General features: G+C 63.8%; 18 protein-coding genes and 2 pseudogenes. 12 read left to right on the top strand and 8 right to left on the bottom strand.

Annotated elements, in window-relative coordinates; translation table 11 throughout:
- The first annotated feature begins 23 nt into the window (after window positions 1-23).
- The 7 genes and pseudogenes from V1293_RS17395 to V1293_RS17365 form a co-directional block, all read left to right on the top strand.
- Window positions 24-842 carry an HpcH/HpaI aldolase family protein gene (locus V1293_RS17395; protein ID WP_334511111.1) on the top strand — a complete coding sequence of 273 codons (819 nt, stop codon included), beginning with the start codon at window positions 24-26 and terminating at the stop codon, window positions 840-842.
- Window positions 826-1,758, top strand: coding sequence for a hypothetical protein (locus tag V1293_RS17390; protein WP_334511110.1), 933 nt, complete (start codon window positions 826-828; stop codon window positions 1,756-1,758). The genes V1293_RS17395 and V1293_RS17390 overlap by 17 nt, the downstream gene beginning before the upstream one ends.
- A 27-nt stretch (window positions 1,759-1,785) precedes the next feature.
- Entirely contained in the window at window positions 1,786-2,757 is a 972-nt protein-coding gene (locus V1293_RS17385; RefSeq protein WP_334511109.1) for a DUF6282 family protein, read from the top strand.
- 58 nt (window positions 2,758-2,815) lie between these two features.
- Window positions 2,816-3,895 (top strand): alpha/beta hydrolase, encoded by a 1,080-nt coding sequence (locus V1293_RS17380; protein WP_334511108.1) that lies wholly within the window; start codon window positions 2,816-2,818, stop codon window positions 3,893-3,895.
- Between the two features lie 43 nt (window positions 3,896-3,938).
- Entirely contained in the window at window positions 3,939-4,907 is a 969-nt protein-coding gene (locus V1293_RS17375; protein ID WP_334511107.1) for a Bug family tripartite tricarboxylate transporter substrate binding protein, read from the top strand.
- A gap of 6 nt (window positions 4,908-4,913) precedes the next feature.
- Complete coding sequence (locus V1293_RS17370) at window positions 4,914-5,675, top strand: SDR family NAD(P)-dependent oxidoreductase (RefSeq protein ID WP_334511106.1); 762 nt, start codon at window positions 4,914-4,916, stop codon at window positions 5,673-5,675.
- A 60-nt stretch (window positions 5,676-5,735) separates the two neighbouring features.
- A pseudogene (locus V1293_RS17365) lies at window positions 5,736-6,343 on the top strand (aldehyde dehydrogenase family protein); the annotation flags it as partial.
- A gap of 30 nt (window positions 6,344-6,373) precedes the next feature.
- On the opposite strand, the gene V1293_RS17360 reads toward V1293_RS17365, so the two are convergent.
- Window positions 6,374-7,303 carry a GlxA family transcriptional regulator gene (locus V1293_RS17360; protein ID WP_334511105.1) on the bottom strand — a complete coding sequence of 310 codons (930 nt, stop codon included), beginning with the start codon at window positions 7,301-7,303 and terminating at the stop codon, window positions 6,374-6,376.
- Between the two features lie 166 nt (window positions 7,304-7,469).
- Here V1293_RS17360 and V1293_RS17355 point away from each other — a divergent pair, with 166 nt between their 5' ends.
- Entirely contained in the window at window positions 7,470-8,285 is an 816-nt protein-coding gene (locus tag V1293_RS17355; protein ID WP_334511104.1) for a dienelactone hydrolase family protein, read from the top strand.
- Window positions 8,286-8,303: 18 nt separating this feature from the next.
- Here the strand turns inward: V1293_RS17355 and V1293_RS17350 are convergent, their stop codons facing one another.
- The 7 genes and pseudogenes from V1293_RS17350 to V1293_RS17320 all read right to left on the bottom strand — a co-directional run bounded on the left by V1293_RS17350 (window position 8,304) and on the right by V1293_RS17320 (window position 16,099).
- Entirely contained in the window at window positions 8,304-8,831 is a 528-nt protein-coding gene (locus V1293_RS17350; protein WP_334511103.1) for a MarR family winged helix-turn-helix transcriptional regulator, read from the bottom strand.
- Between the two features lie 18 nt (window positions 8,832-8,849).
- Window positions 8,850-9,584, bottom strand: a complete 735-nt coding sequence (locus V1293_RS17345) for an SDR family NAD(P)-dependent oxidoreductase (protein WP_334511102.1) — start codon at window positions 9,582-9,584, stop codon at window positions 8,850-8,852.
- A 6-nt stretch (window positions 9,585-9,590) separates the two neighbouring features.
- Complete coding sequence (locus V1293_RS17340) at window positions 9,591-10,103, bottom strand: aromatic-ring-hydroxylating dioxygenase subunit beta (RefSeq protein WP_334511101.1); 513 nt, start codon at window positions 10,101-10,103, stop codon at window positions 9,591-9,593.
- Window position 10,104: 1 nt separating this feature from the next.
- Window positions 10,105-11,419, bottom strand: a pseudogene (locus V1293_RS17335) (aromatic ring-hydroxylating dioxygenase subunit alpha).
- A gap of 11 nt (window positions 11,420-11,430) precedes the next feature.
- Window positions 11,431-12,393 carry a PDR/VanB family oxidoreductase gene (locus V1293_RS17330; RefSeq protein ID WP_334511100.1) on the bottom strand — a complete coding sequence of 321 codons (963 nt, stop codon included), beginning with the start codon at window positions 12,391-12,393 and terminating at the stop codon, window positions 11,431-11,433.
- A 2-nt stretch (window positions 12,394-12,395) separates the two neighbouring features.
- Complete coding sequence (locus tag V1293_RS17325; protein ID WP_334511099.1) at window positions 12,396-13,940, bottom strand: indolepyruvate oxidoreductase subunit beta family protein; 1,545 nt, start codon at window positions 13,938-13,940, stop codon at window positions 12,396-12,398.
- Window positions 13,937-16,099: an indolepyruvate ferredoxin oxidoreductase subunit alpha gene (locus tag V1293_RS17320; RefSeq protein WP_334511098.1), complete on the bottom strand. Its 2,163-nt coding sequence runs from the start codon at window positions 16,097-16,099 to the stop codon at window positions 13,937-13,939. The genes V1293_RS17325 and V1293_RS17320 overlap by 4 nt, the downstream gene beginning before the upstream one ends.
- A 277-nt stretch (window positions 16,100-16,376) precedes the next feature.
- Between V1293_RS17320 and V1293_RS17315 the strand changes: the two genes are divergently transcribed.
- From V1293_RS17315 to V1293_RS17300, 4 genes are read left to right on the top strand one after another with little or no spacing between them, the layout of a single operon-like run.
- A complete protein-coding gene (locus tag V1293_RS17315) occupies window positions 16,377-17,549 on the top strand; it encodes an acyl-CoA dehydrogenase family protein (protein WP_334511097.1) in 1,173 nt (390 codons plus the stop codon).
- Window positions 17,550-17,588: 39 nt separating this feature from the next.
- Window positions 17,589-17,984 carry a RidA family protein gene (locus V1293_RS17310; RefSeq protein WP_334511096.1) on the top strand — a complete coding sequence of 132 codons (396 nt, stop codon included), beginning with the start codon at window positions 17,589-17,591 and terminating at the stop codon, window positions 17,982-17,984.
- Window positions 17,985-18,033: 49 nt separating this feature from the next.
- Complete coding sequence (locus V1293_RS17305; protein WP_334511095.1) at window positions 18,034-19,161, top strand: cupin domain-containing protein; 1,128 nt, start codon at window positions 18,034-18,036, stop codon at window positions 19,159-19,161.
- Between the two features lie 11 nt (window positions 19,162-19,172).
- Window positions 19,173-19,598, top strand: a complete 426-nt coding sequence (locus tag V1293_RS17300) for a fumarylacetoacetate hydrolase family protein (protein WP_334511094.1) — start codon at window positions 19,173-19,175, stop codon at window positions 19,596-19,598.

The following is a 19,598-nucleotide window of genomic DNA, read 5'->3' as shown; positions in this document are numbered from 1 at the left end:
CAGATGGCCGGGGAGGAACAGCCGTGTCCGGAGACGTCGTCAGGCCGCATTTTTCGTCATTCCGCCGCCGCTTCTCCGCGCGGCAGCACGTCGTCGGCTCGTTCATCAAGACGCCCACCACACACGCGACCGAGATATTCGGCGCGCTCGGCTATGATTTCGTCGTGATCGATGAGGAGCACGCGCCGATCGATCGCGCAGTGACCGATGTCATGCTGTTGGCCGCGCGCGCCAGTAACCTCGCCGGCATAGTGCGGGTGTCGTCGGACGATCCGGCCAAGATCCTGTCGTGCCTCGACTGCGGCGCGACTGGCGTGCTGGTGCCCCATGTCGCAACCGTCGAGAAGGCGCGCGCGATTGCGGCGGCTGCGCGATACCGCGGCGGACGGCGCGGCTATTCCGGCTCGGCCCGCGCCGGCGCCTATGGCGCCACACCGATGTGGTCCCTGGTCGATGAACAGGATGCATCGGTTTGCGCGATCGCGATGATCGAGGACACGGAAGCGCTCGATCACATCGACGCCATCGCCGCCGTCGACGGAATCCACGGGTTCTTCATCGGCCGTGGTGATCTCACTGTCGCGCTTGGCGCCAAATCGTCGGCCGACACGTCCGTGAAGGATGCAGTTATCAGGATCATTGCGGCGGCGAAGAAAGCCGCCAAGCCGGTCTGCGTGATGGTCGCGAGCGCGTCGGAAGCCAGGGATTTCGCCGGCCTCGGCGCCAGCGCCTTCATCATCTCATCCGATCAGGGTCAGATGCGCCGGGCCGCGGCGCAAACCCTCACCGACTTCAAAACCCTCGTTCAAACCACGGATGGCTCGCATGTATCACAGCTCTGATCCCCGCGCGGCGCTCGCTGCTGCTCCGGTCGGCACCAAACCCGCCGCCACGCATTTTGCAGGCGCCGAATATGCGAAATTCTACGAAACGCCACCGACTGAGGATCAGAACGGCGCACGCACCTGGTATGCCCGCGGCCAGAATTTCATCATCGCCTATGCCGACGCCGACAAGGGCGCGGTGCTGAGCCGGACCAACCAACCCGACGAATATGTCGTGCTGCTTCCCGATCCCGGCGCGGGCGCCGAAATCGTGTGGGGCAACGAGCGCAAGGTCGTCGGCGGTCACTCCATCAGTTTCGTGCCGCCGGGCGCAAGCTCCGTCACGCTGCTCGGTGCCGCCAAGGTGGTGCGCATGATGACGACGCGGTCGGAAGATCTCACTCGGCTGTGCTCCAACGCCGCGTCTTACGCGACGCCGCATCCCAATCTGCCACCGTTCGAGCCGTGGCCGGAGGCGGCTGCGGGTGCGAAGATCCGCACCTACAGCCTCGACGTCGCGGCAACACCGGGTCGGTTCGGCCGGATCTTCCGCTGCTCGACCTTCATGGTGAATTTCCTCGAGCCGAAAAACGGTCCGCGCGATCCGAGCAAGATGTCGCCGCACCACCATGACGATTTCGAGCAGTGCTCGCTGGCGCTGGCCGGCACCTTCATTCATCACCTGCGCTGGCCATGGACGACCGACATGGCCCAGTGGCGCAACGACGATCACGAAACCTGCGGATCGCCTTCGATCGCAGTGATCCCGCCACCCTCCATCCACACCTCGCAGGCTGTCGATCCCAAGCTCAACATTCTCGTCGACATCTTCTGCCCGCCGCGCATGGACTTTTCGGCCAAGCCGGGCTGGGTGCTGAACGAAGACGATTATCCGATGCCCGCGCAAACTTCCGCCGGCAAATCCGCTGCCTGATACGTATTCAACCGAAAGGGCCCGACCATGGCCGACAAGCAAGCATCCTACCCGACCACCGTACCGCTGCCGCCGCTGTCGCGGGCGGCGGAGGTTGCCGAGCTTCTCGTCGGCGCGATCGATCTGCACTGCCATAGCGGACCGGCGGCCATGCCGCGCATTCTCGATCATCACGAGGAACTGCTCGATGCGGCGGCCGCGAAATTTCGCGCCGTGCTCTACAAGGATCACTTCTATGCCGGCATGGCGCATGCGATCCTGCTGGAGAAGCTGTTCCCCGAAACCAATGTGAAGCTGTTCTCGGGCATTGTGCTGAACAATGCGTCGGGCGGCATCAACCCCCACGCCGTCGATCACGCGATCAAGCTCGGCGGCAAGATCGTCTGGTTGCCGACGCTGTCGGCCGCGAACCACATCGAGGCGATGGCGAAGGGGAACTCGACCTTTCCAAAGACCGCGCAGAAAATGCTCGATCCGATTCCGCTTTCCGCGCTCGACGCCAACGGCAAGCTCACGGAAGACACCAAGAAGGTCATCGACCTCATTGCCGAGGCGGACATCATCCTGGCCGGCGGTCACCTGCCGGCCAGCGAGCTGCACATCCTGTTCGACGAAGCGGCGCGGCGCGGCGTCAAAAAGATGATGGTCAATCATCCGACCTACATTGTCGGCTGCAACGACACCGATATCCGCCAGTTGGTCGCGCGCGGCGTCAAGATGGAACATTCGATCTGCATGTTCATCGAAGGTAAATCCCTGAAGTACAGTTCGGATGATCTCGCGCACCTGATCGAGGTGGCCGGCGTCGACAACACGATCCTGTCGTCCGACCTCGGGTTGCAGGGTTCGCAGCGTCCGGTCGATGGTTTTCGCAGCATCACGCAGATCCTGCTCGATCTGCAGATGTCACGCTCTGCGATCAGGAAGCTCATCAGCAACAACGCCGCGCGGTTCCTTAATCTTCCGGTGAGCCAGTCGGCCGCGCAGGACGCCGCCTAGCAAGACAAACGCAAAGACCGCGAAAAGCGGCGTGCATCATTTGGGGAGGAGGCTGATCATGATTTGCGGTAGAAGCCCTTTGAAAGGCTGGAAGCAGTTGCAGCCGTTTGCCGCGGCATTGTTGTTTGCCGGACTAAGCAACACAGCCTTCGCGGAAGAGGGCCGCAAGCCACCGAAGCCTCCGATCGTCCTGGAATCAACGGGCGCGTATGAAGTGGGCGGCAAGGTTGTCACTAAGCCCGGTGACCCCAGCCAGACGCTCTCCTGCGACCATGGTTACGTCGAATATTTTATCCCCGCGAAAAGGCGCAACGTCGGCCTGATCATGTGGCACAGCTCCAGCACGAAGGTTTGGGAAAACCGCTGGGACGGCGGCGAAGGCTACAAGAGCATTTTCCTGCGCAGGGGATATCCCGTTTACCTCTGGGACGGCCCGCGCGTCGGCCGCGCGAACTGGAGCTGCGAGCCGATCACCTACACGCCAGATTATTTCGATCAACGCAACTTTGCCGCCTGGCGCTTCGGCCTGACCTATCTCAACTGGCATCCGGGCCTGCAGTTTCCGACCGCCGACAAGGAAGCCTGGAACCAGGCCACGCGCGCCCGCTACGACGAGTTCGATACGCTCGAGAATGCATTGCTGCAGGCGGAAGCCGGCGGTCAGGCCATCGACAAGATCGGCCCCGTCATTGCCGTCACCAATTCCGCGGGCGGCTGGCGCGCGCTGTTGTCGGCGCTGAAGGCAAAAAGCGACAACATGAAGGGCATCGTTGCCTACGAAACCCCGGGCTTCGTCTTCCCTGAGGGCGAAGGGCCCGAGCCCAAGCCGGACGCGCCGTACGGTCCGAATGCCGTGCCGCTGGCCGAGTTCAAGAAGCTGACGAAGTTTCCGATCCAGATGGTGTTCGGCGACTACACCGACACGCGTCCGATCTGGGCCTCTTCCGTCCAGGTGGCGCGAACCTTCTGCGACATCGTCAATCGTCATGGCGGAGATTGCGAGGTCTTGCTGCTGTCAGATGCGGGCCTGCGCGGCAATACGCACATCGCCTTTGCCGATCTCAATAATGAAGCCGTTGCGGATGAATTATCGAAATGGCTGGGCCGCAAGGGCCTGGACAAATTTGCGGCAGAATAGGCGCTGGCGCCAACGCAAGCCCCGCACACAATTCGGAGGAAACATGCGCTTGCTCTCTTTCGGCCTGCTGGGCCTCGCACTTGCCATTGCGCCAAGGCACCACGCCGTGGCGCAGGAGTGGCCGAACCGCCCGGTCACCATGGTCGTGCCGTTCCCTGCCGGCGCCGCCGTTGATACCCTGGCGCGCGCCGTTGCGCATGCGCTGAGCGAAGACTTCGGCAAGCAGTTCATCGTCGAAAACCGTGCGGGCGCGGGCGGCAATCTCGGCGGGATGGCGGTCGCCAAGGCGGCTGCCGACGGCCATACGTGGCTGTTCGGGACGCCGGCGCCGATCGCGCTCAACAAGTTCATGTACAAGGGCCTGGCTTACGATTCCGATCGCGATTTCATGCCGGTCGTTCTCGTCGCCAAGTCTCCGTTGATCATCGCGGCGATATCAGACTTTCCGGCGAAGACGCTCCCCGAACTGATCGCCTATGCCAAACAGAACCCGGGCAAGGTCAATGTCGGCCATCCCGGCAACGGCACGCTCGGACACATTACCTCGGCGCTGATCCAGCAGTTTGCCGGCGTGGAGATGACGCATGTGCCTTATCGCGGCTCAGCGCCGCTGATCACGGACCTCTTGGGGGGACAGGTCAATGTCGCGATGGATTTCATGCCGACCTATCTGCCGCTGGTGGCTAGCGGCAAGGTCCGCGCGCTTGCCTTGACGACGAGCCAGCGCGTCGCGCAACTGCCCGATGTGCCGACGGTGCAGGAGGCGGGATTCAAAGGCTTCGAGGCGACCGCGTGGTACGCGATCGTAGCTCCAACCGGTACGCCGCCCGACATCGTGAGCAAGGTGAACAACGCGGTGAACGCCTTTCTGAAGAGCGACAAGGGCAAGATCATCCTCGAGCAAAACTCGCTGCAAGGCGTCGGAGGATCTCCGGATGACCTCAAGGCGTTCATCGACGGCGAACGTGCCAAATGGCGTCCCGTGATCGAGGCCGCAAAGATCACGATGTGAGCATGGATGACTGGTATTGAAATTCCTCCGCTGTCGATTCCGAAGGTTGCGCTCGTCACGGGCGGCAACAGCGGCATCGGCAGGGCGACGGCAGCGCGCCTCGCCGCGATGGGTTCGGCTGTCGTGGTCGGCTACAACAGCCGACGCGCGCAGGCCGAAGAGGTGATCGGGGGCTTGCAAGGCCGCGGACATCTCGCCATGCGCATCGCGATCGATGATCCGGCTTCGATCTCTGAGGCAGCGGCGGCCGTGGACAAGCAGTACGGGCGGCTCGACGTGCTGGTCAATTGCGGAGGCGCCACGACGCCAGTGCCCGCCGCTGATCTTGAGGGACTGACGGACGAGATCTTCGATCGGACCGTTTCGCTCAATCTGCGCGGGCCATTCGCCATGGTTCGCGCCTTCCGTCCCTTGCTGGAACGCGGCAGTGGCGCTGCCATCGTGAACATTTCGTCGATCGCGGCGCGCACCGGCTTGGGCAGCAGCCTGGCCTATCTGGCTGCAAAGGCCGGCGTCGACGCGCTCACGATCGCACTCGCGAAAGTACTCGCGCCGAAAATCCGCGTGTTCTCGGTCTCGCCAGCCGGCGTGGATACGGATTTTGTCGCCGGCCGGAGTCGCGAACAGTTGCAGAAGATCGCGGAAAAACTGCCGCTGGCCCACGTCACCACGCCCGACGATGTCGCAAGGGCGGCGATTGCCTGCGTCGTCAACCTGACCAGTTCGACGGGAATCGTGGTGCCGGTGGATGAGGGCAGGCACCTCTAGAAACAAGCCGCTAACGACAGCGCGGCGTAACGTCGTGGACGGGAAGCAATGGAAAAATGCGAGGCGATCGCCGCCCATCCCGAGATCGAAATGGTGTCGTTCACCGGATCGACAACGGCTGGTGTAAGAGTGGCCAAGCTTGCGGCGGATACGGTCAAGCGCGTCGCCGGAACTGGGCGGAAAATCCGCCGACATCATCCTCGCCGACGCCGACGTGAAAGCCGCCGTGATCCAGGGCGTTCACGCCTGCTAAACAAACGTCGGCCAAAATTGCCAATCTCCCACGGGCATGCTCATCCCTCGCGCGCAGCGCGATGCGGCATTCGCTGCGGCGCGTGAGGCTGTGGAGTCCATTCGCGCAAATGGAGATTGCACGCGAGGAGATTTTTGGACCCGTGCTGTCGATCATGAGCTACGACACCGAGGATGAGGCGATCGAAATCGCCAATGATACGCCGTTCGGACTGGCGGGCTTCGTGCAGTCCAGCGATCCTGATCGCGCTCGCGCTGTCGCCAACCGCATCCGCGCCGGGCGGGTCTATCTCAACGGTGCTCCTTTCGACCGCAGCCTGCCGTTCGGTGGCTATAAGCAGTCAGGCAATGGGCGTGAGTTCGGGGTGTTCGGGTTTGAAGAATATCTCGAGGTGAAGGCCATACTCGGCTACTGAGGCTGGCGATATCGCGGGCGAGGGAGACATTCAAGCGGTGGGACGGAAATGCCCGGGCGGATGTTTCGTATCGCGCCGGATCAGCCGGCGAAGCGTGGAAGGCTCCGCATAACCGACCCGCCGTGCGATCTCGTCGACCGACAGGCGCGTGGTCTCGAGCAGGAATCGCGCGGTCTCAAGCCTGATCCGTTGCACGAACTGAATCGGTGAAACGCCGCATGTCGCTGCAACTCGCCGGGCAAATGTCCGCGGCGCCAGCGCGACGGCTTCGGCCAGCTCCTCGATCGCAAAGTCGCGCGCGATGTTGTCGCGCACCCAGCCCTCGGCCCTGGCGATCCTGGGGTCCTGGCTCGCCAGATAGTTGATCGCCATGAATGGCGCCTGGGAGCGCCGTTCATCGAGCAGGAGATAGTTGGCGCAGGCCTTCGCCAGGCTTGGTCCAGCGAACCGGCCGACGACCGCAAGCATCAGGTCCATCTGCGCCATGGCCGCGCCGCCGGTTGCGATCGGCCAATCGGCGACCACCATCTGCTCCGTCAGCAGTTCGACTGCGGGATAGCGCTGCCGGAACAGCGGCGCGAACCACCATGTCGTGGTCGCCCGCCGGCCGTCGAGCAAGCCCGTCTCCGCCAGCAGGAAGGTGCTCGCGCAGGACGCGGCGAGCATCGCACCGGTCGCGTGCGCCCGGATCAGCATGTCGGCCGCATGCCGGCACGCCGGGCCCTTCAACTTCGCGTCCAGTGCGTCCGCCGACGCCGTTCCAAGACCGGGGACGATGACGAGTTCGATTCCGCGCAGATCGACGCTGCTGCGGCGGGATCCGCAACGCACCGTCGTGACCTTGAAGGGCGGAACGCGCTTCGCAGCGCTGATGCGGTTGGCGGTTGCCATGACGTCGTAGGTGATGGCCGCGCTCGAAGCCATGCACCGCTCGATCTCAAGAACCGCGACTTTGGTCATGTCAGAAAATACCCGATTAATGTCAATTTTGACACTAGCCTGCCGGCCTCGAAATCGCAATGATCTCCGTGAAGACATCGCCCCGGAGGCCTTGGCCGCAGGCATCTTCGGCCGCTGCGCTGCGGCCCTCGTCCGGGTATCCATCGACCAACAAGGAATTGCGCCGATGCCGAAACGGTCCATGAAGCAGGACGATCCGCTCGAGGATTTCACGCGCCGCGATATCACGCTCGATGGCGTCAGCAAGGTCGTCTACGTGGCCGGCACAGGGCCTGCCGTCATCGTGATGACGGAGATGCCGGGCATCAGCCCGCATGTCGCGCGGTTTGCCCGCTGGGTCCGCGATGCCGGCTTCACCGTCTACATGCCGTCGCTGTTCGGTCGCGACGGCGCCGTCCCAGGCGCGGAGGAGGGCGCCGCGATCTTTCAGCGCGCGTGCGTGAGCGCCGAGTTTCGCGCCCTGGCCTCAAACGAATCCAGCCCCGTGACGAAGTGGCTTCGTTCGCTGGCGCGATTTGCGCACGGCGAGTGCGGCGGTCCCGGCGTCGGCGCCATCGGCATGTGCTTTACGGGAAATTTTGCGCTGACCATGATGCTCGAGCCATCGATGCTGGCGCCGGTGCTCTCGCAGCCGTCGCTGCCGCTGAACGATCCGGCAGGCATTGAAATCGCACCCGACGAAGTCAAGGCCGTCCGCGAACGGCTCGAGCGGGAAGATCTGACTGTGATGGCCTATCGCTTCGCGGGCGACAAGTTCTGCATGGCGCAACGCTTCGCGGCGTATGCAGAGGCGCTCGGTGATCGCTTCATCGGGCGGGTGCTGCCGGACAGTGCGGCGAATACCGATCTTGCGCCGTTCTTCGAGCGCCACGTCACGACCCCGCATAGCGTTGTCACCGCGCACCTGATCGACGAGGCCGGCCAGCCGACAATCGCAGCCCGCGACGAAATTTTGGCGTTCTTCAGGCACAGGCTGGCGTGAAGCGATCGCATTTCAACATCAGGAGTGCTTGTCGAGGCGGCGCTTGAGCAGGGTCAGATGTTGCAGCAGGTCCGACTGCGCGACGGGTGACAGTTCGCCGATCAGGGCAATCACCCATTCCTCATGCCGGCGCGCCATCCGGCCGAATTGCTTGGCGCCTTCCTGCGACAGGCGCAGGCGGAAGGTGCGGCGGTCATCGGAATCGACCTCGCGATGGATGAAGCCGTCGGCTTCCAGCTTCTGCACCAGCGCCGTGATCGCGCCGTTCGAGACCATCAGAAGTTCGGAAACTTCGGACATGGTCGCGCCTTCAGGCTTGCGCGTGAGCTGTGCCAGCAGGTCGAAGCGGGCCAGCGTGGTGTTGAACTCCTTGCGCAGCCGGGCATTCAGCGCCTTCTCGATGCGGGTGGCGCAGGAGAGCAGCCGCAGCCAGATGCGTAATTCCAGATGCGCGCCGTCGGATTCGTGCGCCGGCTCGACCGGCCGCAACGCTTGCCCGCGTGCGCCCTTCGGGGATCGGGCCTTTCGTTTGACTGTGGCGTCCATGGCTTGGGTCTCACCGGGCTAGATGGAAATCGATCCGATGCTGGCTCCGCCGCAGACATAGAGCGTCTGCCCGGTGATGAAGTCGGCATCAGGTGAACTGAAGAAACTGACTGCGCGCGCGACGTCGGCCGATTTGCCGAGGCGGCCGAGCGGAATCGACTGCGCCAGCTTCTGGGCGCGTTCGGATTCCGGCGACATCACGCTCTCGAACATCTCGGTATCTCCGATCGGGCCGGGTGCGACGACATTGACGGTAATTCCGAAGGGAGCAAGCTCCAGCGCCCAGGTTCGCGCCATGCCGATGATGCCGGCCTTGGTCGCCGAATAGACCGTGCGTGTGGCAGCTCCCAGCGCGGCGCGCGAGGACAGCAGCACAATGCGGCCGAAGCGGGCCTGCTTCATGCCCGGCAGCGCCGCCTGCGCCAGCGCAATCGCGGCGCCGAAATGCAGCTGCGCCAATGCGCCGACGTCCTCGTCAGCGACCTCCTCCAGCGGCTTGGCGCGGATCGCGCCGGCATTGTGCACGACATGCGTGATCGCGACCTTTGCTGCGATCTCGTTCGCGGCCTGCCGCGTCGCCGTCGCATCGAGCAGGTCGACCTCGCGCGAGGAGAGCTTAGGATGGCTCCAGTCGGGCTTGCGCCGCGACAGCGAGATCACGTCATAGCCCTCGGCGAGGAGTCCGCGGGCAATCGCCGCGCCGATGCCGGTATTGCCGCCGCTCACGATCGCCGTGTGGTGGACCACGCTCATTCTCCCTCACATAAAGAGCTGGATGTTGCCGAAGGCAGCATCGCAATTGATCAGGTCGACACGCTTGAGCTTGATCTTCAGCTTGCCGTTCTCGACGCTCAGATGATGCGTGACCCAGGCCGCATAGAGCGCCTGGTCGTCCAGACGAGTCTCGACATAATGTATCGGGGTCCAGGTGACGTAGCTGTTGGCGGCGGCGTCGCGCGAATCGACCTGCGGTGTCTGCAGCACGTGATGGCAACGGCTCTTCGGCTTCTGGCTGAAGGTTCGCGCGCCCTTGAGCCGCTCGACTCGGATCGAGAGCAGCAGCTTGTCCTCGTACATCAGCGAGCAGGTCAGCCGCGGATCGGTTTGATTCCATTCCAGCGGCATCCAGTAGAAGGCGTCGTCGGCGTACATATCGAGCCATTCGTCGAAACGCTGCTGGTCGATCAGCCGCGCCTCGCGAACGACGAAGTCGATCAATTCCTGATCGGTGGGGACCGCATTCTTCAGGGGAAGCTCAGTGACCATGCTCATGTCACATCCCCATCGTCATGAACTTGGACCAGGCCCGGAACTGATGGCGCATCGGCCACTCGCTGGTGCCGTTGACCGCCACGTTGGTCTGTCCGGCCTCGTCGGGGCTATAGAGGCGTTGCAGGTTCACCCACTGGTTGCCGTTCGAATGGAGGCCTTCCTGCGCCCGCTCATACATTTCGAGATCGTCGTGGCCGACGATGGAGGTCGGCGCATTGATCAGCCGGTTATACATCAGCGTGCGTTCGAGCAGCATGTCGGGCGCGTCGACGAGCTGGAAGGTCCAGGATTCGACCAAGGTCTTGTTGGCCGCGATCGGCTTGAAGTGCCGCAATAACTGGATCGGTCCCTTGATCATGATGTTGGGGAAATAGACCGTGTTGTGTCGGTTCTCGCCGAGGATCGCCTTGGCGCGTTCCTCGCCATAGGCGGCTTTCATCTTCTCGAAATAGCCTGATACAGCCGAATAGTCGGAATGGATCGAGTGGTGCACGCCGGTGTGGCCGTGGCCATTGTCCCAGATACGGATGCCCATGTTCTCGAAGAACTCGTAGGGGCTCATGAAGGGGGCGATGATCTCGACCGCCATCGGTTTTTTGGTGCCGGGCGGCGCTTTCTTCCAGACCTCGACTACAGTGCCTGCGGAGGATTCGTGCGCCACCATCGGATGGCAGGTGTCGGTCTGATTCTCAACCAGCATCTTCCAATTACAATTGTGCATGTAGCGCAGCACGCCGCCGGCGACCTTGAGCTGGCCGGCCGGCGAGCGGTCGGTCATGTTGTCGAAGCTCGACAGGCTTTCGCCGAAGAACTCCTCGAAATCGAGGCCGCCGTCATTGATCTTGGCGAACACGAAGCCGCGATAGTTGCGGACATGGCGCACCGGCGCCATTCCGGGCGCGGCGTGGCTCTGCTCGAAGCCGGTGTTCTCGTAGCCCTTCTTCAAGGGAATCGCGAGCAGCGAGCCGTCGGTCTTGAAGCTCCAGGCGTGGTAGGGGCAGCGGAAGAATTTTCCGGTGTTGCCGCAGGTCTCGGACGTGATGCGCGTGCCCTTGTGGGGGCAGCGGTTGTGCAGCACGTGCACCTTGCCGTCGGTATGGCGTACGAGCAGCACCGGCTGCGTGCCGATCGTGGTGCCAAAGTAGTCGCCGGGATTGGGGACCTGGCTGTCGTGGCCGACATAGACCCAGCTATTCGGGAACATATGCTCCATCTCGAGCTGGAATACCTCTTCGCTGACATAGACGCTCGCGGTGAACTTCCTGCTCGCGGACCAGCGCGCGAAGCGCCGCGGCGTTGCCGGCATATCGGGTCATGCGTTCCTCCTTCACAGGTCGAGCACAAGTCTTTTGGTTTTCGCGCGCGAAATACAGATCTGCATCACCTTGTTCGACGCCCTCTCGCTTTCGCTCAAGATGTAATCGCGGTGATCGGGAATGCCCTCGATGACAGTGGTCTGGCAGATCCCGCAATCGCCGCGCTTGCAGTCATGTATCGGGTCTTCGCCGGCCTCGAGCAGCACATCGAGGATGGTCTTGCCGGCGGGAATCTCATAGACGCGTCCGCTGCCCTTGAGTTCGACCTCGAAGCTGGCGTCGCCGGACTTCTCTTCGGGCGCGCTGAAGATTTCAAAATGCAGCCGCCCCTGCGGCCAGTTCATCTGCTTGGCCAGCGCGATGGCGGCCTCGATCATCGGCAGCGGCCCGCAGAGGTAAAGCGGCACGTCGGCGGCTAACCGGATCATCAAACCTTCGAGATCGAAAAACCGGCCGGCTTCGTCGTCGGCGTGGATCGTCGCACTTGCGTTGGCCAATCGCTCGATGTCGCCGAGAAAGGCGAGCTCGCTGCGGCTGCGTCCGGCGTAATAGAGCGAGAACGGTCGCTTCGCCGCGTTCAGTTCGCAGGCCATGGCGAGCAGTGGCGTCACGCCGATACCGCCTGCGACGAGCGCGACTTCGCTCGTGCCCGCGCCGAGGGGAAAATTGTTCGCCGGCGGCGAGATCGTCAGGCGATCGCCGGTCTTGAGACCGTGCATGAATATAGAGCCGCCGTGGCTCTTGCTTTCCTGCAGCACGGCGATGCGATAGGCGGTCGGATGTTCGGCCGCGCGCGGTGACGCCGTCTCGATCAGCGAATAGGAACGCCGGCCGACATCGGGCAGATGCACGTCGATATGTGCGCCCGCGGCCCAGCCCGGCATCGGGGCGCCGTTGGTGCGCGCAAGCACGAATTCGCGAATGCGCGGCGTAAGCGCCTCAGCCTTCGACACCACGACTTCGAATTGATCCATCCTCAGGCGTCCCCGAACAGTGTCTCGACGGTGCGCAGCGCGCCGTCGAACTCGGCGCCATCGGCGTCCTTCAGCGCGACCTTGGTCAGCCGCTGCACCCATTCGGCGGCATCTGGCCGGCCGGCCAGGCGCTCGGACGCCAGCATGACCTTGTCGAACTTCGACTCGCCGCGGGAATGCGTATCCGAATAGCCGCCGACGAGGCGGCGCGCCTCGCACACGGCGGTCGCGAGTGCGACGTCGCTTGCGGCGAATTTCCTGATACGTTGTGCCCATTGATCGAGATGGTGCATCTCGCGGGCGTGCCGCAGCGTACGGCGGCGGAGGCGCCGCAGGCCCGCCACGCAGTACAGCATCAGGAACGCCGACGGTGCGGTCGTGCGCAGTTTTCTTCCGCGATCGATGAGCCGAGCGATCCGCGCGTTGCGCTCGATCTTCTCGCCGAGGCGAGGCGGCAGCAGCCCCGCCACTTCCTCGATCCGTGGATGGAAGAACTCGGTGATGCCAAGGATCTGGTCATCGCCGGCCCGCGCCTCGCGGCGCACCCGGTCGAATCGTCCCGCACGCGTCTTGAGGTCAGCGACGCGAATGACGTCGTCATAGGCCATCGCGACCGCGAGATATTTGGCAAAGGCCTGCAGCAGGCCGGTCGCGTCGCGCGGCATCGCTTCCAGCCGGTCAAGATATTCGCCACCATAGGCGACATCCTGATAATCGACCACGCGCTGCAGGCCGGCGGCGACGATGCCGTGCAGGCCTTCCGGCAATTGCCGCGCGCGGGCGACGAGCGCGTCATAGCCAGCATGACCGATCGGTTCGAGGCGCGGAAAGCGTTTGGCGAGCGGCGGCTTTGCCATAGGCTTGATCTTGGGATCCTGCTTGAGCGTGGCGACGGCGCGCTTGCAGCCGGCGGTGAAAGCGCGCAGGCTGGCATCGACGCCGACGCCGGCCGCCCGGATCGTTTCCTCAAAATCCTCGGTCGTGAAGGGCAGGGCGCCGGAGCCGGCGAGTGCACCGAATAGCACGGAGGAGACCACGCTGCCGGTGGCGTCGGCGATCTCGGCCATGTCGAACGCGATGAAGCGATTGGCCGCAACATTGGCCGCCTCGTAGACCTGCGATGCGTCGGCGGTGCCGTCGCCGGGCGCTGTCTTCTCGATTACGGCCAACGAGCGGTGCGAGGAGCCGATCAAGAGCGTGCGGTCGGGCGAGACCAGTCCGCGCAAGATAGCCCGGCCGGCCTCCATCAATTCGGCGCCGATCACGATGTCGACCTTGCCGGGCGCCGGCATCAGCGACAGCACGGGGTGACGCTCCGGCTTGCTCGCGTCGGGCGCGATCATCTCGATGTAATAGATCGTGGCGCCGGTACGCTGGGCGACGCCGGGCACCGAGGTCGATTGCGCGAACCAGCCGCGCCGCTCGGCCAGCGCCACGATCCAGTCGACCAGCACGCCGCCGCCCTGGCCGCCCATGGCAAGCACCGCGACGGTGATAGGGCGAGCCTGACTGAGCGCGATGGACGAGGGTGCGACCGAGACGTTCATGCCGCCTCCTGTTCGAACATGACCCGCCGTCCCGCTCGCCAGCGCTGCAACGCGCCGATCGCGCGCCGCCAGATCCGGTCAAAGCGCGCTTCAAAGGCGGTCGGATTGGAGACAACGTCGGCGCGATAGAAGGAGGGGCACAGCACGGCGGCGTCCGCGACCTCGCCGCAGTGGCCGCAGCCGACGCAGGTATTGTCGACGGCGGCGACGGGATTGTCCTTTAGGGGATCGCTGGTCGGTTTCACCGACAGCGACGGACAGCCGGAGAGGCGGATGCAGGCGTGGTCGCCCGAACACACGTCTTCGTCGACACCGAAGCGTTCGCGCACGACGCGTTCGCCGCGCTTGGCGGCTGCGGCCACCAGCGGCTTCACGCGCCGCTGCTTGTTCAGCATACATTCCGACGAGGCGACGATGATCTTCGGCCCTTTTTCCTCCGTCGTCAGCGCTTCGCGGAGGGTGTCGCGCATGCGCGTAACGTCGTAGGTGCGATCGATCTGGCGCACCCATTTGGCGCCGACGCCCTTCACCGCTTCGACGATCGGATGCTTGGTCGAGCGCGAACGGTTGTCGGCGCGAGAGGAGGGGATGTCCTGGCCGCCGGTCGCGGCGGAATAATAATTGTCGACCACGACGATCACGCCGTCGTGCTGGTTGAAGACGGCGTTGCCGACGCCGCTGGTCAGTCCGTTATGCCAGAAACCGCCGTCGCCCATCATCGAGATCGAGCGCTTGCTCGCCGGAACGTTGAAGGCCGAGGCCGACGCCGGGCCAAGCCCGTAGCCCATGGTGGTGGCGCCGATATTGAACGGCGGCAGGATCGAGAACAAATGGCAGCCGATATCAGCGGCGATATGATGCGGGCCGAGTTCCTTCTCCACCAGCTTCATCGCGGAAAAAATTGGCCGCTCCGGGCAACCGGTGCAGAAGCCCGGCGGCCGCGGCGGCACCACGTCGGCCAGCGCGCGGATCTTGTCGTCGACCTCGACACGATCAATGTTCGGTGCGCGCGCGGCATCCGGCAGCGCGTCGGGGCGCCAGCGGCGGATGAAGGCGCCGATCGCCTGGCCCATGACCTGCGCGGTGTACTCACCGGCCATCGGGAACAGGTCCTTGCCGTGCAGCTTGGCCGGAATGTCGGCGTTGCGCAGGATCTTGTGCAGCGCCTGCTCGATGAATTCGGGCTGACCCTCCTCGACCATCAGAACCGCCTTCTTAGCCCGGCAGAAGTCGATCACCTCGCGGTCGACGATCGGATAGGTCACGTTCATCACATAGAGCGGCACCCGCGTCTCGCCCCAGATATCGGCAAGGCCGGCCTCGCGCAGCGCGGTGATCACGCCGTTATACATGCCGCCCTGCATGATGATGCCGATGTCGTCGATATCGCCCTCGAACGTCTCGTTCATGCCGCGCGCGTGGATGAATTCGACCGCCGCGGGCCAGCGCTGCTCGATCTTCTCCTTTTCGTGCAGGAACGAAGCCGGCGGCAGCACGATGCGATTGGTGTCGCGCGACGGCGCATCGAGCGCGCGGGAAAGCGGAAAGGAAGGGCGGACATTGTCGCGGGTGGCGAAGCGGCCATGGACATGGCAGGCGCGAATCCGCACCTCCAGCATGACGGGCGTATTCGACGCCTCGGACAGCTCGAAGGAATCGTGCACGGCCTTGACGATCGACGCCACGTTGGGCCGTGGATCGACCAGCCAGAGCTGCGACTTCATCGCAAAGGCGTGCGACCGCTCCTGCATGATGGAGGAGCCTTCGCCGTAATCCTCGCCGATGATGATGAGCGCGCCGCCGGTCACACCGCCCGAGGACAGGTTGGCGAGCGCATCGGAGGCGACATTGATGCCGACCGGCGCCTTGAACGTGACCGCGCCGCGGATCGGATACATCACGGAGGCGGCCAGCGTCGCCGCTGCGGTCGCCTCGCTGGCGCTCGATTCAAAATGCACGCCGAGGTCGGAAAGAATATCCTGCGCGTCCGACAGCACGTCCATCAGATGCGAGATCGGCGCGCCCTGGTAGCCGGCGACATAGCTGACGCCGCATTCGAGCAATGCCTTGGTGATCGCAAGGATGCCTTCGCCGCGAAATTCCTGGCCGGCGCCCAGCTTCAGGTCTTCCACCTCGCGCGCGAAAGAGCGTTCTGCCATGCTCGCCTCCTCGGCCTTGCGGGGAACTCCGGACGACCGAATATAATTTTAGACATCAAACAAAAATGATGTCAATCGGACTTGCGGATTTGCGCATGGCAAAACACCCTTACGCGCATCGATGTGCAATTTTACAGCCTATTTCGTGGGCTTCGTGCACAGTCGGCCGGCTCCAGCGCCGGATCGGCTCGCTTGACAGGATATTTTAGCCATGAAACATTATTGGAGCGCGTCGCACTTGTCGGCGTGCGCCAAGGCGGCTTTGCGGGAGACTGACATGACCCCGGTTTCGCAGTTGCGCGGGCCGTCTCGCGAACATCTCGCGTGGCCGTTCTTCGATTCCCGCCATAGCGAATACGCCGCGGCGCTCGATGCATTTGCAGCCGGTCTTGGCGATACGCACAGCGGTGACGTCGACGCGACCTGCCGTTCGCTGGTTCGCCAGCTTGGCGCCGCGGGGTTGCTGGAGGCATCGGTCGCGGGCGATCGGCCCGATGCAGTGATTGATTCCCGGCTGATTTGTCTGGCGCGCGAGACGCTGGCCTGGCACAGCGGGCTCGCCGATTTTGCCTTTGCAATGCAGGGACTTGGCACCGGTGCGGTGGCGATTGCCGGTTCGCCCGAAATGCGCGCGCTGGTGCTACCGAAGGCGCGGCGTGGCGACTGGGTCGCCGCCTTTGCCCTGTCGGAAAAGGAAGCCGGTTCCGATGTCGCCGCCATGGCCTGCAGCGCCCGGCGCGAGGTCGACCACTATATCCTGGATGGCGAGAAGACCTGGATTTCCAACGGCGGCATCGCCGATGTCTATACATTGTTTGCGCGAACCGGCGAGGCGCCGGGTGCGCGCGGCATTTCGGCCTTTGTGGTGCTTCCGGATGATCCTGGATTCTCGATTGCCGATCGCATCGATGTGATGGCGCCGCATCCGCTGGCGACACTGCATTTCGAGGGTTGCCGGATTCCGGCGGCGCGGCTGTTGGGTTCGCCGGGCGAAGGGTTCAAGATCGCGATGCGGACCCTCGATATCTTCCGCGCGTCGGTCGCAGCAGCAGCGCTTGGTTTTGCCCGCCGTGCGCTCGATGAGGCAACACTGCATGCGCGGATCCGGCGAATGTTCGGCGGCGTGCTGGGCGACCAGCAATTGACGCAGGCCGCCCTCGGCGACATGGCGGCAGGCGTCGATGCCAGCGCGCTCCTCACCTATCGCGCAGCCTGGCGGCGCGACGTGCAGAAAGCTTCCACGACCCGCGAAGCGGCGATGGCGAAGATGGTTGCGACCGAAACCGCGCAAGCGGTGATCGACCGCGCCGTGCAGATGTTCGGTGGCCGCGGCGTGCGTTCCGGCGAGATCGTCGAGCAGCTCTACCGCGAGATACGCGCGTTGCGCATTTATGAAGGCGCGACCGAAGTCCAGAAACTCATTATCGGACGCGACGTCCTGAAGGCCTAGCCGCAGGCGTCCAGTCGCGTCCTGCTACGGGAGTATGAAATGTTCGAGTTCTTGCAGCCGCCCGGTTGGGCCAAGCCGAGCGGTTACGCGAACGGCATCGCCGCCCGCGGCAAGATGATCTTCGTCGCGGGCCAGATCGGCTGGAACGAACAGTGCAAGTTCGAGTCCGACGATCTGGTGGCGCAGGTCGGCCAGACCCTGAAGAATGTCGATGCGGTGGTGCGCGCCGGCGGCGCCGGGCCTGAGCATATCGTGTCGATGACCTGGTTCCTGCTCGACCGCAAGGAATATTCGGCGCGGCTGAAGGAAATCGGCGTGGCCTATCGGGACATCATGGGTCGGCACTTTCCGACCATGACGGCGTTGCAGGTATCGGGGCTGATCGAGGATCGCGCCAAGGTCGAAATCCAGGCGATCGCAATGATACCTGATTAGATGAACTGACAACGCGACGCCGGACACGGCGCCAGTACAGGAGGGCGACATGGCAACGAAAGCTCGTGAAAACCACCGGGAAGACGTGGCCGGACGGGCCAATGTCGAGGATACGCCTGAACTGCTCGCCTATTACGACGAACTCGAAAGGCTGGAGGCCGGCGCGCTCTGGACAGTCGCGAACAAGATCGAGCCCTGGGCGCCCAAATCATCCTCCGTTCCGGTGCTTTGGCGCTACGAGGACCTTCGCGCGCACGTGTTGCGTTCCGTCGAACTGGTGTCGCCCGAGAAGGCCGGCCGCCGCGTCATCTATCTGAACAATCCCGGCCGCCGTGAGCACGCCGCCGCGGTCGGCTGGCTCTATTCCGGCCTGCAGGTCATGCATCCGGGCGAGGTCGCATCCGCCCACGCCCATTCGGCATCGGCGCTTCGCTTCATCATGGAGGGTGAGGGCGCCTACACCATCGTCGACGGCCACAAGATGACGCTCGGCGCCAACGATTTTGTGCTGACGCCGAACGGCACCTGGCACGAACACGGCGTCTCCAGCGACGGCACGCCCTGCATCTGGCAGGACGGCCTCGACATTCCCCTGGTGAACACGCTCGAAGCCAACTTCTATGTGGTTCACCCTGACCTGCAGCAGAGCGTCGGCTATCCCGTCGACGACATGACGCACACCTGGGGCAATCCCGGCCTGCGTCCGGCGGGCGCCGAATGGTCCAAAGGTTATTCGCCGCTATTGAAATATGAGTGGGGGCCGACCTACGAGGCGCTGCAGCGCTACGGCAAGGCCACCGACGGTTCGCCATATGACGGCGTTCTCATGAACTATGTGAATCCGGTGACCGGCGGGCCGGTGATGCAGACGATCGGCGCATCGATGCAGATGCTGCGGCCGGGCGAGAGCACGCGCGCGCATCGTCACACCGGCAGCTTCATCTATCAGGTGGCAAAGGGACGCGGTCACTCGATCATCGATGGCAAGCGCTTCGACTGGAAGGAGCGCGACATCTTCTGTGTTCCGTCATGGGCCTGGCATGAACATGTGAACGCTTCCGCCAGCGAGGATGCCTGCCTCTTTACCTTCAACGACCTGCCGGTGATGAACGCGCTCGGGCTCTACCGCGAAGAAGCGTTTGGCGACAATGGCGGCCGGCAGCCCCTCGTATCCTAAGGAGAGAAACAGTGCGTCTCGTTACCTATCGCAGCACCGTTGAGGCTGCTGCCCGTCTTGGCGCGGTCGTTGACGATCTGGTCGTCGACGTCGAGGAGGTCGGCAAGCACGCCGGAGTTTCCCTTCCGTCATCGATGCTCGACTTTATCGATCTTGGACCGCCCGCGCTGGCAGCGCTCAAGAAAATACTGAACGGGGGCAAGGACCATTGGCCGGTAGGCGCCGCATTGCCGCTGGCGAATGTCAGGCTGCTGGCGCCGATACCGCGACCCCGCAAGAACATCTTCGGCATCGGCCTCAATTATGTCATCGCGACGGGCACGCCCGAGGGCGTCGGCGCCAGGCGCTCTCCGCAGGAGTGGCTGTGGCCGGGCGATGTGGTGGAAGCCGAAGTGACGGGTATCGGCCGGCTGCGCCACCCGGTGGTCGCGATCTGA

It is taken from the genome of Bradyrhizobium sp. AZCC 1693 (assembly GCF_036924745.1).
Lineage (GTDB): Bacteria > Pseudomonadota > Alphaproteobacteria > Rhizobiales > Xanthobacteraceae > Bradyrhizobium.
The sequence above is the reverse complement of the archived record's forward strand: the minus strand, read 5'-3'. Positions and strand labels throughout refer to the sequence as shown.

Excerpts from the sequence above, each read along its gene's own strand:
- V1293_RS17390 (WP_334511110.1), top strand. The coding sequence starts at position 826 with ATGTATCACAGCTCTGATCCCCGCGCGGCGCTCGCTGCTGCTCCGGTC.
- V1293_RS17385 (WP_334511109.1), top strand. The coding sequence starts at position 1,786 with ATGGCCGACAAGCAAGCATCCTACCCGACCACCGTACCGCTGCCGCCG.
- V1293_RS17380 (WP_334511108.1), top strand. The coding sequence starts at position 2,816 with ATGATTTGCGGTAGAAGCCCTTTGAAAGGCTGGAAGCAGTTGCAGCCG.
- V1293_RS17375 (WP_334511107.1), top strand. The coding sequence starts at position 3,939 with ATGCGCTTGCTCTCTTTCGGCCTGCTGGGCCTCGCACTTGCCATTGCG.
- V1293_RS17370 (WP_334511106.1), top strand. The coding sequence starts at position 4,914 with ATGACTGGTATTGAAATTCCTCCGCTGTCGATTCCGAAGGTTGCGCTC.
- V1293_RS17360 (WP_334511105.1), bottom strand. The coding sequence starts at position 7,303 with ATGACCAAAGTCGCGGTTCTTGAGATCGAGCGGTGCATGGCTTCGAGC.
- V1293_RS17355 (WP_334511104.1), top strand. The coding sequence starts at position 7,470 with ATGCCGAAACGGTCCATGAAGCAGGACGATCCGCTCGAGGATTTCACG.
- V1293_RS17350 (WP_334511103.1), bottom strand. The coding sequence starts at position 8,831 with ATGGACGCCACAGTCAAACGAAAGGCCCGATCCCCGAAGGGCGCACGC.
- V1293_RS17345 (WP_334511102.1), bottom strand. The coding sequence starts at position 9,584 with ATGAGCGTGGTCCACCACACGGCGATCGTGAGCGGCGGCAATACCGGC.
- V1293_RS17340 (WP_334511101.1), bottom strand. The coding sequence starts at position 10,103 with ATGAGCATGGTCACTGAGCTTCCCCTGAAGAATGCGGTCCCCACCGAT.
- V1293_RS17330 (WP_334511100.1), bottom strand. The coding sequence starts at position 12,393 with ATGGATCAATTCGAAGTCGTGGTGTCGAAGGCTGAGGCGCTTACGCCG.
- V1293_RS17325 (WP_334511099.1), bottom strand. The coding sequence starts at position 13,940 with ATGAACGTCTCGGTCGCACCCTCGTCCATCGCGCTCAGTCAGGCTCGC.
- V1293_RS17320 (WP_334511098.1), bottom strand. The coding sequence starts at position 16,099 with ATGGCAGAACGCTCTTTCGCGCGCGAGGTGGAAGACCTGAAGCTGGGC.
- V1293_RS17315 (WP_334511097.1), top strand. The coding sequence starts at position 16,377 with ATGACCCCGGTTTCGCAGTTGCGCGGGCCGTCTCGCGAACATCTCGCG.
- V1293_RS17310 (WP_334511096.1), top strand. The coding sequence starts at position 17,589 with ATGTTCGAGTTCTTGCAGCCGCCCGGTTGGGCCAAGCCGAGCGGTTAC.
- V1293_RS17305 (WP_334511095.1), top strand. The coding sequence starts at position 18,034 with ATGGCAACGAAAGCTCGTGAAAACCACCGGGAAGACGTGGCCGGACGG.